The sequence below is a fragment of the Actinomycetospora sp. genome (assembly GCF_036497245.1).
GTDB lineage: Bacteria > Actinomycetota > Actinomycetes > Mycobacteriales > Pseudonocardiaceae > Actinomycetospora.
The window spans coordinates 1-14,053 of sequence record NZ_DASXJS010000129.1; the positions used below are offsets into that span (position 1 = coordinate 1).

Genomic DNA, 14,053 nt, shown 5'->3' on the forward strand with positions numbered 1-14,053 from the left:
GCCGAGCGCCCAGCCCACCGGGGCGGCCAGGCGCAGCGCCTCGGTCGGCCCCCAGGTGCCGGGCTCGTAGGGGTACAGCTCGCCGGACCGGTCGAGGGCGGCCCCGGCGGCGTGCCAGACCTCCTCGAGCCCGTCGGGGCGGGTGAACAGCGCGCGGTCGCCGAGCAGGATGTCGTGGATCAGCCGCACGTAGGGCGGCAGCGGGTCGCCGCCGTCGACGTCGTGCAGCGTGATCTGCGTCCACTGCGTCATCAGGGCCGACTCGCTGCCCGGTACCTCGATGTTCATCGAGATCGCCAGCGCGCCGTCACCGGCGAGGTTGAAGCACAGCACGTTGCCGCGCTTCGGGATCTCCGCGCCGCCGCTCGATGCGCCGGGTGCGCGGTAGGGCCCGCCGTCGGGGTCGCGCATGACCAGGGTGACCTTCTGGTGGCTCTCGGCCATCATCTTGCCGGTCCGCATCAGGAACGGGACGTCGCGCCAGCGGTCGGAGTCGACGAACATCCGGGCGGCGACGAAGGTCTCGGTGTCCGAGTCGTCGGCGACCGCCTCGATGTCGCGGTAGCCGGCGAACTGGCCGCGGACGACGTCGTCGGGAGTCAAGGCCCGGAACGCCTTGACCGCGTCCGCGCGGGCCTGCGCGATGTCGTCGGCCCCGAGGCTGCGCGGCGGCTCCATGGCGATCTCGGCGGCGACCTGGAACAGGTGGGTCACCAGCATGTCGAGCACGGCGCCGGTGCCGTCGTAGAACTCGGCGCGGTCGGCGACGTCGAGGGTCTCCGGGACGTCGATCTGGACCGCGGCGACGTGGTGGCGGTCCCAGGAGGACCCGAACAGGCCGTTGCCGAAGCGCAGCGCGCGCAGCTGCTGGGTGGCCTCCTTGCCCAGGAAATGGTCGATCCGGTAGATCACCGACTCGTCGAAGACCCGGTGCACGGCCACGTCGAGCGTGCGGAAGGCCTCCAGGGAGGTGCCGAACGGCTTCTCGTAGACCACGCGGGAGCGCTCGGCGAGCCCGTGCGCCCCGAGGGCGTTCGTGATCCCCTCGAACGCGGTGGGCGGTACGCCGAGGTAGTGCACCCGCTGGACGGCGCCGCGGTTACCGTCGCCGATCTCGTCCTCGGCCTCCGCGACCCGGTCGAGCAGCTGCCCCGGGTCGTCGGCGGTGAACCCGTCGCCGGCGAAGCGCAGCCGGGCGGCGAACTCCTCCCAGGGGCCCTCCGCCGGCTTCGGTCCGAACTGGTCGAGCACGCCGTGGACGTGGTCGCGGAACTCGTCGTCGGAGAGCCGTCGACGCCCGCTGCCGATCAACATCCACTGCGGGGGCAGCAGACGCTCCTGGGCCAGCCGGTAGAACGCGGGCAGCACCAGCCGGGCCGCGAGGTCGCCGCTGGCACCGAAGAGCACGAAGACGGTCGGCGGGATGTCGGTCACGGTGCTGAGCTTGCCCCGTCGCGCGCCGCATGACACGTCTCCCGGCGGTGTCAGCAATGGTCCAGGGCTGTCGTCGGGTGAGAATAAGGGGAGCACTCCGATAGGGCCGTTCACACGCGCGTGCGAAAGTGCTTCGCATGCGCACGGATCGTCGCCGGTGGGTGGTGGCCGTCGTCGCCACCCTCGCGTACCTCGTCTCGTTCCTCGACCGGCTCGGGTGGTCCGGGGTCGCGACCACCGCCGCCCACGACTTCGGGCTCTCGGTCGCCGCGCTCGGCGTCTTCACCTCGTTGTTCTTCGTCGGCTATCTCGTGTCGAGTCTGCTCGGCGGCTTCGTCGTCGACCGGTTCGGCGCGCGGCGGACGCTGGTGGCCGCGCTGGTGCCGCTCGGGGTGCTGACGGTCGGGTTCGGGCTCGTCCGGTCGGTGGCCGCGGGCGCGGTGATCCAGCTGCTGATGGGGCTCGCCGCCGGCGTGGACTTCGCGGCGTGCATGCGCCTGCTGGCCGAACGCTTCGAGCGCGTCCGCCGGGCGAGCGCGACCGGGGTGCTGATGATGGCGTCGTCGGGCGGTGTGCTGGTGGTGGGTCTGGTCGCGGTGCCGCTGACCGGCCTCGGCTCGTGGACGTGGGTGTTCGTCGTCTTCGGGATCGTGACGCTGCTGGTGGCCGTGGCGGTGCTCGTCGTCGTGAGCGATGTCCGGGGCTCGGAGTCGGAGCGGCCGGCGTGGCGCGCGGCCGTACCGACGCTGGTCCGGTCGCCGCGCTGGCTGCTGCTCGCGCTCGGCGGGTTCGGGGCGCTCTGGGGGACCTGGGGCACCACGACGTGGATTCAGAACCTCATGGTCCTCGGGCACGGCCTGAGCCCGTCGCGCGCCGGGCTCGTGGTCTCGGCGTTCGGGCTGGGCGCGGTGGTGGCCAAGCCGATCATCGGCGCGGTGTGCGACCGCCTCGGGGCCGCCCGCGTCGTCCCGATGGTCGTGATCCTGGCCCTGTTCACGGCGGGGCTGCTCGGATTCGGGTTCCTGACGACGCCGGGCGCGTTCCTCGCCGCCGCGCCCCTGCTCGGGGTGGTCGCATTCGGCTACAGCCCGCTGATGAACTCGATGGTCACCGAGGTGGTCCCCGACGGCCTGGTCGGGGCGGCGGCGGGGCTGGCCAACGGGGTGTGGCAGGTCGGGAGCGTGCTCGCCCCGCTCGCCGTCGGTGCAGTGTTCGCGGCGAGCGGCGGATCGTTCCCGGCGGTGTTCGCGACCCTCGCGGCCGGGCCGCTGGTCGCGGTGCCGTTGTGCTGGTTGCTGGCGCGGCAGGACGACCCGGCCGATGTCAGCGGTGCCGCATCGCTGACGTCGGCGGTGATGCTGGCCGAGGGCGACGTGAGCCCCTGGGCCCGCCCGTGATCGGCTCCTGTGTGGCGGAACGCGTCAGATCTGCGCTGTTCCGCCGCACGATTCGTGATCAAGCGCCGCAGGTCGGGCCCACCCCGACCGTGATCACGGTCTCGGGAGCGACACGCGCAGGATTCGCGGCGACGCGCTCCCGAAGTCGCGATCTTCGAGCGCCCGCGCGGACTCAGGCCCCGTCCGCGGCGAGCCGCTCGAGCACGGCCACCGCGTCGTGGCGCCGGTCCCACGGCACGAAGAGGTGGTCGTGGTGGAACCCGCTCACCGGGTTCACGCTGATCCCGGCCTCGGCCAGTCGCGAGCACACCGCCGCGAGGAGCCCGACCGCCGCCAGTGACGACCGCACCTCCAGCGTGATCCACGCGCAGGGGTACTCCGCGTCGAGTCCCTCGGCTGCCTCCGCGGGCACGACGACGGTCGTGCCCTCGTCCTCGGCGACGCTGACCACCGCCTGGGGCGGCACCGCCCCCGCCCCCGCCGCCGCACCGTCGGGAACCGACGCGAACACGTACCGGCCCGGACGCAGCCGCGGCGTCATCCCCGCCAGCAGCGCCGCCAGGTCCGTCCCACCGCTCACGACCGCGGGGACTGCTGCGGGCTGCTGACGCCGCAGTGGGCGCATTCCGCCACGTTCACCTCGCCCTCCGGGCGCGGACGGAGCGGGCGCAGCAGCAGCCCGGAGAGCAGCGCGCCGCCGAGCAGCAGGCACGCGGCGATCACGACGGCGCGGTGGTACCCCTCCGAGAACGCGACCGGGTTCGTGTAGTCCGCGCCCGCGATCCCCGCCGCCGCCGGGATCACGGCCACCGCGAGGAGCCCGGCCGCGCGCGCCACGGCGTTGTTGACCCCGGAGGCGACGCCGGCGTGGCGGTCGTCCGCGGCGTCGAGGACCGTCGCGGTCAGGGGCGCGACCGTGGCGGCGAGACCCAGCCCGAAGAGCACGACCGCGGGCAGCACCTCGAACCAGTAGGACGCCCCGACGCCCACCCGCAGCAGCAGGAGCATCCCGGCCGCCGCCGTGACCAGGCCGACGGTCATCGGGATGCGCGGCCCGATCCGCGTGGCCAGCCGTCCGGCGCGCGCCGAGAGCAGCAGCATGATCACCGTGATCGGCAGCGTCGCCACCCCGGCCGCCAGGGGCGAGAACCCGGCCACCACCTGCAGTTGCAGCACCAGCAGCACGAACAGCACCCCGAGCGCGGCGTAGACGAGCAGGGTCACCACGTTGAGCGCGGTGAACCGGGGGTTGGCGAACAGGTCGGTCGGCACCAGCGGAGAGCGCGAGCGCCGCTCGACGAACGCGAAGGACACCAGCGCGGCCACCCCGACCAGTCCGGTCACGACGACGCCCACCGACGCCCCCGCCGTCCCGGCCTCGGTCAGCGACCAGGTGAGCGCCCCGAGACCCAGCAGCGCCAGCGCGGTGCCGGGCAGATCGAGGTGCGCGACCGCCTCGGGGTCGCGGGACTCGGGGACGTGGCGCACCGCGGCGACGAGCACGACGGCGGCCACCGGCAGGTTGATCAGGAACACCGCCCGCCAGTTCCACTCCACGAGCCAGCCCCCGACGAAGGGCCCGACCGCCCCGGCGACCCCCGCGAGTCCCGACCACGCCCCGATCGCCGCCGCCCGGTCGTCACCGTGGAAGGACGCCGAGATCAGGGCGAGGGACCCCGGCGTCAGCAGCGCCCCGCCGATCCCCTGCAGCGCCCGCGCCCCGATCAGCACCTCGATCGACGGGGCGAACCCGCACAGCGCCGAGGCCACCGCGAACCACACGACGCCCACCAGGAAGATCCGTCGTCGGCCGAACCGGTCGCCCAACGAGCCCCCGAGCAGGATGAACCCGGCGAGGGTCAGGGTGTAGGCGTTGATGGTCCACTGCAGGCCCGCGAACGAGGCCCCGAAGTCGGACCCGATGCGTTCGAGCGCCACGTTGACCACGGTCGAGTCGAGCATCGCCAGACCGGAGCCCAGCACCGTCGTCGCCAGGACCCACCGGCCCGCAGGGGAACCCATCCGCAGGTCCGCGATGGCTGCCCCCGGCTCGTCGCTGGTCACGCCGCCCAGCATGACGGCAGGGGAACACCCGCGCGCTACGGTTCGCCGCATCGTCGCGCTCGCCTCTAACCCGCCGTCCCAGATCCAGCCCGTCGGCGAGTTGACCGCCGCCCAGACCCAGGTCGCACTCGTGATCCTCGCGGGCCTCGTCGCCCTCTCGGTCGTCGCGGGTGGAGCCACCTGGCGCATCGCCCGCAACGTCGTCACGATCGCCCACGAGGGCGGGCACGCGCTGGTCGCCATCGCCTCCGGCCGGACCCTCACGCGCATCCTGCTGCACTCCGACACCTCGGGGGTGACCGTCTCCAAGGGCCGCCGGGACGGGCCGGGGATGGCCGCGACGGCGTTCGCGGGCTACGCCACCCCGCCCCTGCTGGGCCTCGGGGCGGGCGCGCTGGTGGCGGGAGGCGCCGTCCAGACGATGCTCGGCCTCACGATCATGGTGCTGCTCGGGACGCTCGTCCTGATCCGCAACGTCTTCGGCGTCGCCTCGGTGGTGCTGACCGGCGGCATCGTCGCGGTGGTGATCGCCTACGGGACCCCGACGGTGCAGTACGGGTTCGCCTGCTTCGTGACCTGGTTCCTCATCGTGGGTGGGCTCAAGACCGTCCTCGAGGTCCAGCGCAAGCGCGCCGGGCGCCGGGCGGCGGACTCCGACCCCGACCAGCTCGAACGCCTCACCGGTGTCCCGGCCGGGATCTTCGTCGCGATGTACGCGCTGATCGGCCTGCTGTCGCTGATCTTCTCGGGGAACCTGCTGCTGTCCTGGCCCCCGCTGAGCTGACGCCTCAGCGATCCAGCACGCAGTCGCCGCAGGTCCCGCCGCCGGGCACGCGGTAGAACAGGCAGCAGGTCTTGCGGGCGAACCCCACGCCCGTCGGGTGTGAGGGCTCCTCGACGAACCCGCCGAGCCCGGCCAGGGGCGGTTCCGCGGTCATCCCGACGGCGAGGGTGAGGGCCGCCGTCGACTGCTCCGGGCGCTGGGTGAGCAGCATCCGGAGGGCCCCGCCGAGCGACGACGCCACGTTGCCCCACGTCACCTGGGCCGAGACCGAGGCCTGGAGGCTCACCGCGTCGAGCACCGGGCGCAGCGTGGCGTCGAGCTCGCGCGCCGCGGCGGCGGGCAGCTCGTCGTCGTGCGGGACCGCTTCCGGGCGCTCGATCCAGAGCGGCGCGGGGCCACCGGACCAGGGGCGCCAGTACAGCCGGTCGTGCAGCCGCGGAACGGTTCCGTGCAGGGAGCCGGTCCCGAGGAGGAGCGCCGTGATCCGCGCCGAGACCGACAGCGAGAGCAGCGACCCCGCGATCCGCCGCGGCACGCCGCCGAGCTGGTCGGCGACCTGGTCGATGCGCTGGTCGAGGACGTCGCCGGTGAACTCGTGGAACGGCCGCCACGACGGGTCGACCCCCTCGGCCGGGCCGGTGGCCAGCCCGAAGAATCCGTCGAGCGCCGCGACGTCGTCCATCCCGAGGGTGTCCTCGCCTGCCATGCATCCATCGTCCCGGACACCTCGCCGAGGCACCGCTCTCACCCGTTCGGCCCCCTCCGAGCGGCCGGGTCCGACCCATCCGATGCGGTGATCGGTGGCACATGGTCGGTGCTGTTGTGGTGATTCGTTAGGTTCGGCGCATGCTCGACTCGGGTCTGCGCTTCGCTTTCGCCTTCCTCCCGGCGGGCGTGGCGATCGTCGTCGGCCTCGTGCTGGCCGTTCAGCGACGTCGCGTGCTGCCTGCGGTGTCGACGCCGGCCATCGCCGGCCTCGCGCTGCAGCTGGTGGCGGCGCTGCTCAGCGCGTCCACCGTCGTGGTCCTGCCTGCCCTGCTGCGCTCCGGTTCCAGTCCGGAGTCGGTGCTCACCGCGTCCAGCCTGATCGGGATCGTCACCGCACTGATCACGGTCCTCGGCTGGGTGCTGCTGCTCATCGCGCTCTTCCGCCGGCTGCCGGCGACGGCACCCACCGCGGTGTCCGCGCCCACCCCGGCGGCCGGGATGCCGATGCCCGCGCCGCCAGCACCCGCGCCCGCTCCGCGGGGCTGGCAGCCCGCGGGGGACGACGCCCCGACCGGCCGGCACGCCCTGCTCGACGAGCACGGCCAGCAGGTCATCGCCCAGGAGGGCGTGCGGTTGTCCCCGCAGGCAGCGGCGGCCGGTGGCGCTGCTGCCGCGGGCGTGGCCGGTGGGGTCGCCGCGGCGCATGCAGGCGGGCCCGACGACGAGGACGACGGCGAGCAGCCCTCCCCGGCGCACGGCGGGCACGCCGAGGAGATGCCCACCGAGGCCGTACCGATCGTCGGCCACCCCCGGACCCCGCTCGGGACCGCCGCGGGTCGTCCCGACGACGAGGCGGAGCCCGCCGCCGACGACGGCCCGGCCGGGGTCGACGAGGCGGCCGTGGGCGGCATGCCCACCGAGACGACGACGGACCCCGAGGCTGATGCCGAGTCCCCGGCCGCGGCAGGCCCTGGTTCGGACGGGGCACCCGCCGCCGTCGCCGGAGCAGCCGGGGTCGCGGGAGAGGCCGCGGTCGCGGGCTCCGGGGCCTCGGACGCTGCTGTCGGGGGCACGCCGAGCGGCCCCGGGCGACAGCCGGAGCCCGCCGACGACGCGGCCACCGAGACGCTGCGCCGGCCCGTCACGGGACAGGGCGGTGCGGGCCCCGGCGGTGCGGTGCCGGGCGGTGCGGTGCCGGGAAGTGCGGTGCCGGGCGGTGCGGGACCGGGTGCGGCGATGCCGTCGAGCCCCACCCCCGCGGTGGAGGACCAGCCGTCCGAGCCCGGCGAGGCCGGCGTGGACGAGGCGGCGGTCGGCGGGACGCCCTCGGCGGCCGCCGACCCTCCCCCGGACCCGAGCGCGGTGAGCGTCGACGAGGGCGCCGTCGGCGGCGTGCCGACCGATGCCGCCGACACGACCGACGGTGCCTCGGCCCCGACCGCCCACCACGCCGCGGCCGACGAGGACCTCCCGGACGACAGCTCCGAGGGCCTTGACTCCGGCACCGCTGACCCGTCCGCCGAGCCCACGGAACCCCCGGCCACGGCCACGGTGCCCGGCGGCGACGACCTCTTCCGACCCGCCCCGGCCACCCGCACCGTCCCGGCCCCGGGTCCTGCCCCGGCCGGCGCGCCGGGCGGCCCGGCACCGTTCTCGCCCGGCGGCCCCGCGGCGACCGTCACGGCCGGCCCCGGAACACCGCGGCCGAGCACGGACGGGATCAGCGAGACCGTCTCACGCGCCTCCGGGACCCCGGTCGCCGAGGACGGCGTCGGCGGCACCCCCACCGGCGCGTCCGGCGTGCCCGCGCCCGGAGCCGGGTCGGGAACCGGGGCCAGGACAGGCGCTCCCGATTCCGGGCCCGGAGAGCGTTCGGGCCTCGTCAACCGGGCCAGGACGCAGGTCGCGGGGTGGTTCGAGCCGGTGACCGGCACCGAGGACGGGGGTGTCGGAGACAGCGCCGCGGACGGGCCCGGGGAGGCTCGCGAGGAGCCGCCCTCGAACGGTCACCAGCAGGGGAGCTGAGTTCCGCCCTCCCGGGCGAGCACGGCCGCGACGCCCCGCGTGGTGCCGACGGCGGTGGTCAGGCTGCCTGCTCCGGCGAGCGCACTGCGCGCCCAGGTGACCTCACCGTTCTCGCCGGCGTCCTCGTCGCCCTCATCGGGGTCGCCCCCGACGACGAGCACCGAGCCGACCGAGCGCGCGCCCCCGGTGCCCCCGACGCCGGTCAGCGCGGAGTCCGCGCCGTCGAGCACCGTCGTCGACGCCAGCACCGGTAGCCCGCCGAGGACCGCCCGCATCGTCGAGGCGCAGCGGCCGCCGACCTGCCCGCTGCGACCGAGCACCACCTGCTCGACTACGCGCGCCCGCGCCCCGTCCGCCAGGTCGAGCCGGACCGACGGCTCCCACACCGCGGCGTCGCACACCACCGTCGGCTCGGGGCACCAGTCGAGCGTGGAGCCGGCGGCCAGCGAGGCCTCCACGGCGAACGACGCGGACCTGCCCGGGTCCCGGCCCGGCTGCACCACCGTCGCCGCGGCGCTGTGCACCGCCAACCGCTCCCCCGGACCCATCTCCACCTCCAGGCGCAGTTTGTCCCCGCCGAGCGGGCCACCCCCGACGGCGACGACGTGCACCCGCCGGCGCCCGGTCCGCCGCAGCACGATCGGCGGGGCGGACGCCCAGGTGAGGCGGCCGTCGACGAGACGCAGCCGGGCGATCGCCTCGACCGCCGAGCTGTCGATCTCCGGGTCCCCGGCCGGCGACCCGGCCACGACCGACCCGCCGACCAGCGCCGTCACGCCGTCACCGGCACCTGCGCGCGCACCCAGTCGACGACGTCGGTGATCGGTGCGGTCCGCACCGAGGTCAGGGCGGTCGGCTTCCCGTCGCGAACCCGCGCCGCGTCGGTGGCCATGCGTGCGGTGTCCGCGCCGACCAGCGGGCCGAGGTCCACCTTGTTGATCACCAGCAGGTCGGCGCCTGCGACCCCGGGGCCGCCCTTGCGCGGGACGTCGTCGCCGCCTGCCGTGTCGATCACGAAGATCTGCCGGTCGACGAGCCCGTAGCTGAAGGTCGCCGTGAGGTTGTCGCCGCCGGACTCGACGAGCACGAGGTCGGGGTCGAACTGCTCGACGAGGTCCTCGACGGCGTCGAGGTTGGCGGTGATGTCGTCGCGGATCGCGGTGTGCGGGCAGCAGCCGGTGCGCACGGCCACGATCCGCTCCGACGAGAGGACCGCCTCGCGGCGCAGGAAGTCGGCGTCCTCGGTGGTGTAGATATCGTTGGTGACGACGGCGACCGAGAGCTCCTCGCGCAGCACCCGGCACAGCGCGGCGACCAGCGCCGTCTTCCCGCAGCCCACCGGCCCGCCGATCCCGATGCGGACCGCGCGGCCCCGACGCGGGACGTGGTCGTGCGCGCCGCCGCCGAGGTCCTGGTCGTCGAGTCTATGAAGCAAAGAGAGCCCCCTCGGATCGGGCGTGCAGGACGGCGAGCACCTCGGGCAACGGCGTCGTCGCGGAGGGCAGGTGATCGGGATCGTCGCGCGCGGCCGCCCGCGCGCCTGCCTCGGCGGCGCGGTCGACGACACCGACGTGCTCGTCGAGGGCCCGGGCGTGGACGCCGGCGAGCGCGAGCGGATCGAGCCCGAGCAGGCGGACCGCCGCCGAACAGACCTGGCCCACGAGATGGTGGACGGCCAGCGCAGCCGCGTCGTGCGGCGTTCCTCCTGCCGCCGTCACGGCGACGCCGAGCACGAGCGCCTGGTGCGGGCGCGCACCGAGCCCGCCGATCGCGGCGTCCGGCCAGGCCGCGCGCACCGTGCGGAGCATCGCCCGGCCCTGGGCCCGTGACGCCTCCCGCAGCGCGGCGACCGGAATGCGAGCGGACACCGAGGCGTCCCAGCGCGCCCAGTCGACGGGCCCGCGGAGTTCCGGCGAGGGGCGCTTCTGGCCCATGGAGTCGACCGACAGTGCCAATCGCCCAGAACCGGGGGCCGCGAGCGAGCACGCCGCCGCGGATGCGGCCGCGGTGACCAGACCCGCCGTCGGGACCCGACCGGAGAGCCAGGCCGCGACGTCGTCCGGAGCGCTCACCAGACCCCGGCGCACCGCGGCCTCGATCCCGCCGGAGTGCGCGTGCCCGCCGGTGGGCAGCCGGGAGTCGGCGAGCAGCCAGAGACCGCTCATGTCGCGAACAGGGCGGGCTCACCGCGCCCGACGCCCGCCCCCTCCAGCTCCAGCAGGGCGCGCTTGCGGTCGGTGCCGCCGCCGTAGCCGGTCAGCGAGCCGTTCGCCCCGACCACCCGGTGGCACGGGACGACGATGCTCACCGGATTCTTCCCATTGGCCAGCCCCACCGCGCGCACCGCGGTCGGCTGCCCGATCGCGACGGCGAGCTCGCCGTAGCTGCACGTCTCGCCGAAGGGGATCTCGCGCAGCGCCGCCCAGACCCGCTGCTGGAAGTCGGTGCCGCGCAGCCCCACCTCGAGATCGAACTCGCGCAGCTCACCCGCGAAGTACGCGGCGAGCTGCTCCCGGGCGGCGGGCGCCGCGTCGGCCACCCGCTCCCCCAGCTGCTCCTGCCCGGGACCGTGCCGGTGCTCGAGCATGTACAGCCCGTCCAGCACTCCGTCCCGGGCACGGAGCGTCAGCGGTCCGAGCGGGCTGTCACACACCGAGTACGTCGTCGTCACGCCAGGCACCATCGCAGAAGCCACCGACACTCAGAACAGGAAGTAGCGCTGCGCCATCGGCAGCTCGCGGACCGGGTCGGGGTCGACGACCGAGCCGTCGATGCTCACCGTGAAGGTCTCCGGATCAACGGTGATCTCCGGGGTGGTGTCGTTCCGGGGCATGTCGGCCTTGGAGATGCCGCGCGGCGAGCGCACCGGCACGAAACGCCGCCGGACGTCCACCGAGCCGGCGAGCCGGTGGTCGAGCGCGGCCTGCGTCGCGAAGAACACCGACGACGCGGCGGCCGCCGCCGGAGCCGCCCCGAACATCGGCCGCGACAGCTCGGGCTGCGGCGTCGGGATGGACGCGTTGGCGTCGCCCATCCGCGCCCACGCGATCACCCCGCCCTTCACGACGACGTTGGGTCGGACGCCGAAGAACGCCGGGTCCCACAGCACGAGGTCGGCGAGCTTCCCGGCCTCGACCGAGCCGACCTCGCCGTCGAGTCCGTGCGCGATCGCCGGGCAGATCGTGTACTTGGCGACGTAGCGCCGGGCGCGGTCGTTGTCGTCCCCGCTCGCCTGGACCCCCGTCAGGCCCGTCACCCGACGCTTGGCGGCGTGCGCGGTCTGCCAGGTGCGCAGCACGACCTCGCCGACCCGGCCCATCGCCTGCGAGTCCGAGCCGATCATCGAGATCGCGCCGAGGTCGTGCAGCAGGTCCTCCGCCGCGATCGTCGAGGCACGAATCCGGGACTCGGCGAACGCCAGGTCCTCCGGGATCGACGGCGAGAGGTGGTGGCAGACCATGAGCATGTCGAGGTGCTCGTCGACGGTGTTCACGGTGTGCGGACGGGTGGGGTTCGTCGACGACGGCAGCACGTGCGGCTGCCCCGCGACGGTGATGATGTCCGGCGCGTGGCCGCCGCCTGCCCCCTCGGTGTGGTACGCGTGGATCGAACGGCCGGCGATCGCGTCGAGCGTCGAGTCGACGTAGCCGGCCTCGTTGAGCGTGTCGGTGTGCAGGGCGACCTGGACCCCGGTCTCGTCGGCCACCCGCAGCGCGGCGTCGATCGCGGCAGGGGTCGCGCCCCAGTCCTCGTGCACCTTGAAGCCCGAGGCCCCGGCCATCACCTGCTCGCGCAGGGCGTCGGCGCCGACGGTGTTGCCCTTGCCGAGCAGCGAGAAGTTCAGGGGGGCCGAGTCCAGCGCCTCGAACATCCGCGCGAGCCACCACGACCCGGGCGTCACCGTGGTCGCCTTCGTGCCCTCCGCGGGCCCGGTGCCTCCGGCGATCATCGTCGTCACCCCGGAGCCGATGGCCTCGGGCAGCTGCTGGGGGCTGATCAGGTGGACGTGGCAGTCGACGCCACCCGCCGTGAGGATCAGCCCGTTCCCGGCGAGGATCTCCGTCGAGGGCCCGATGACGAGCTCCGGCGAGACCCCGTCCATCGTGTCCGGGTTCCCGGCCTTGCCGAGGCCGACGATCCGGCCGTCGCGCACACCGACGTCGGCCTTCACGACGCCCCAGTGGTCCAGCACCAGCGCGCCGGTGATGATCAGGTCCGCGGCGCCCTCGGCGCGGGTGGCCCGGGACTGGCCCATCGATTCCCGGATGACCTTGCCGCCGCCGAAGACCGCCTCGTCCCCGCCGCGGGGCCCGCGCGACCGGTCCTCCTCGACGCGGATCGTCAGGTCGGTGTCGGCGAGGCGGACCCGGTCGCCCGTCGTGGGACCGAAGAGATCGGCGTAGGCCTCCCGGCCGACCGTCCACCCCGTGCCAGGTGACCCGCCGTGGCGTCCGGCCGGATCGGCCACGTCGAGTCGCACGCCCGGGACCGACCCGCGGCCCCCGAGGGCCACGAGCGTCACATCGGACTCGACACCGGGCTCGAACCGCACCGACGTGCCGGCCTGGATCGCGAGCCGCATCCCGGTGGCGGACTCGCGGTCGAACGCCAGCGCCGGGTTGGTCGACGCGAAGTGCACGTGCGACCCGACCTGGACCGGCCGGTCGCCGGTGTTGGTCACCGTGATGGTGACGACGGCGGCCCCCTCCCCGGTGACGACGTCGCCGCCGTCGCCGGGGAGGAACGCGCCCGGACCCGGCGCGCTCACTGGATCGGGTCGTGCACGGTGACGAGCTTGGTGCCGTCGGGGAAGGTCGCCTCCACGGCGACGCTCGGCAACATCTCGGGGATGCCCTCCATGACGTCGTCGCGGGTCAGCACGTGCTGGCCGCCGTCCATCAGGTCCGCGACGCTGCGGCCGTCGCGGGCGCCCTCGAGGATCCAGGAGCTGATCAGGGCCACCGCCTCCGGATGGTTGAGGCGCAGCCCCCGGCCCCGACGTTCCCGGGCCAGGTTCGCCGCGACGTGCAGCAGCAACTTCTCCTGTTCGTGCGGCGAGAGCAGCACCTCGTCGGACCCCTTCCGCTGGAGCGAATCGCGCGAAACCTCGGGCGGGAGGTTACGGCGACGTCGTCTTCTCCGGGACGACGTCCGTGGTCATCCCTTCCGGGAGGACGTGCGTGCCGGTGCGGTCGGTGGACAGGCACAGCGAGCAGACGTGGCCGGTGCCCGTCCCCGAGGCCGTCATGTCCGGACGCTCGAAGTCCTGGTCACACGCCTCGCAGTGCAGCGTCTCCCCGGACGGGTTGCCGTACTCGTCGTGCATCGGTGCGTCGATGCCGTCGTCGGTGCGACGCAGGTAGTACTTGCCCTTCGTCGCGATTGCGATGATCGGCGGGAACACGAACGCCAGGATGATCGCGACCAGCGGCGAGTACGAGGCGAGGGTGTCGCCGAGCACCCCGAAGAACGCGAGGATCGAGACCCCCGCCGCGATCAGCATCGAGCCGAACCCGACGGGGTTCACCGCGTAGAGCATGCCGCGGCGGAACTCCGGCTGCTTCGGCGAGAGCCCGAGGACGTACTTGTTGATCGTGATGTCGGAGGCCACGACGACCACCCACGCCATGCCGCAGTTCGC

The 14,053-nt window shown here is 74.4% G+C and carries 13 protein-coding genes and 1 pseudogene; 3 read left to right on the forward strand and 11 right to left on the reverse strand.

Features of this window, described 5'->3' with window-relative positions; genetic code table 11:
* Window positions 1-1,434, reverse strand: a 1,434-nt coding sequence (locus VGI02_RS13205; RefSeq protein ID WP_331627844.1) for a glucose-6-phosphate dehydrogenase, incomplete at its 3' end; no start/stop codon positions are given.
* Window positions 1,435-1,571: 137 nt separating this feature from the next.
* Between VGI02_RS13205 and VGI02_RS13210 the strand changes: the two genes are divergently transcribed.
* A complete protein-coding gene (locus tag VGI02_RS13210) occupies window positions 1,572-2,831 on the forward strand; it encodes an MFS transporter (protein ID WP_331627845.1) in 1,260 nt (419 codons plus the stop codon).
* Between the two features lie 172 nt (window positions 2,832-3,003).
* On the opposite strand, the gene VGI02_RS13215 is transcribed toward VGI02_RS13210, so the two are convergent.
* The gene (locus VGI02_RS13215; RefSeq protein ID WP_331627846.1) at window positions 3,004-3,411 is read right to left on the reverse strand and encodes an ACT domain-containing protein; all 408 of its coding nucleotides are present in this window, start codon (window positions 3,409-3,411) and stop codon (window positions 3,004-3,006) included.
* Window positions 3,408-4,907 carry an MFS transporter gene (locus VGI02_RS13220; protein ID WP_414638256.1) on the reverse strand — a complete coding sequence of 500 codons (1,500 nt, stop codon included), beginning with the start codon at window positions 4,905-4,907 and terminating at the stop codon, window positions 3,408-3,410. Before VGI02_RS13220 ends, VGI02_RS13215 begins: the two co-directional genes overlap by 4 nt.
* Here VGI02_RS13220 and VGI02_RS13225 point away from each other — a divergent pair.
* On the forward strand, window positions 4,906-5,679 hold the full coding sequence (locus VGI02_RS13225) for a M50 family metallopeptidase (protein WP_331627847.1): 774 nt from the start codon (window positions 4,906-4,908) through the stop codon (window positions 5,677-5,679). The genes VGI02_RS13220 and VGI02_RS13225 overlap by 2 nt on opposite strands.
* Window positions 5,680-5,683: 4 nt before the next feature.
* Here the strand turns inward: VGI02_RS13225 and VGI02_RS13230 are convergent, their stop codons facing one another.
* Entirely contained in the window at window positions 5,684-6,385 is a 702-nt protein-coding gene (locus VGI02_RS13230; RefSeq protein ID WP_331627848.1) for a (2Fe-2S)-binding protein, read from the reverse strand.
* Window positions 6,386-6,525: 140 nt separating this feature from the next.
* On the opposite strand from VGI02_RS13230, the gene VGI02_RS13235 reads away from it, so the two are divergent.
* Window positions 6,526-8,412 carry a hypothetical protein gene (locus tag VGI02_RS13235; RefSeq protein ID WP_331627849.1) on the forward strand — a complete coding sequence of 629 codons (1,887 nt, stop codon included), beginning with the start codon at window positions 6,526-6,528 and terminating at the stop codon, window positions 8,410-8,412.
* Here VGI02_RS13235 and VGI02_RS13240 read toward each other — a convergent pair.
* The 7 genes and pseudogenes from VGI02_RS13240 to VGI02_RS13270 all read right to left on the reverse strand — a co-directional run.
* Window positions 8,394-9,188 carry an urease accessory protein UreD gene (locus VGI02_RS13240; protein ID WP_331627850.1) on the reverse strand — a complete coding sequence of 265 codons (795 nt, stop codon included), beginning with the start codon at window positions 9,186-9,188 and terminating at the stop codon, window positions 8,394-8,396. The genes VGI02_RS13235 and VGI02_RS13240 overlap by 19 nt on opposite strands.
* Entirely contained in the window at window positions 9,185-9,847 is a 663-nt protein-coding gene (ureG, locus tag VGI02_RS13245) for an urease accessory protein UreG (RefSeq protein ID WP_331627851.1), read from the reverse strand. Before ureG ends, VGI02_RS13240 begins: the two co-directional genes overlap by 4 nt.
* Window positions 9,837-10,577 carry an urease accessory protein UreF gene (locus VGI02_RS13250; protein WP_331627852.1) on the reverse strand — a complete coding sequence of 247 codons (741 nt, stop codon included), beginning with the start codon at window positions 10,575-10,577 and terminating at the stop codon, window positions 9,837-9,839. The genes ureG and VGI02_RS13250 overlap by 11 nt, the downstream gene beginning before the upstream one ends.
* Window positions 10,574-11,095, reverse strand: a complete 522-nt coding sequence (locus tag VGI02_RS13255; RefSeq protein WP_414638257.1) for a methylated-DNA--[protein]-cysteine S-methyltransferase — start codon at window positions 11,093-11,095, stop codon at window positions 10,574-10,576. Before VGI02_RS13255 ends, VGI02_RS13250 begins: the two co-directional genes overlap by 4 nt.
* Before the next feature lie 18 nt (window positions 11,096-11,113).
* Window positions 11,114-13,180 (reverse strand): urease subunit alpha, encoded by a 2,067-nt coding sequence (locus VGI02_RS13260; RefSeq protein WP_331627854.1) that lies wholly within the window; start codon window positions 13,178-13,180, stop codon window positions 11,114-11,116.
* Window positions 13,177-13,479, reverse strand: coding sequence for an urease subunit gamma (locus VGI02_RS13265; RefSeq protein WP_331627855.1), 303 nt, complete (start codon window positions 13,477-13,479; stop codon window positions 13,177-13,179). Before VGI02_RS13265 ends, VGI02_RS13260 begins: the two co-directional genes overlap by 4 nt.
* Window positions 13,480-13,531: 52 nt before the next feature.
* Window positions 13,532-14,053 (reverse strand): annotated as a pseudogene (locus VGI02_RS13270) (hypothetical protein); the annotation flags it as partial.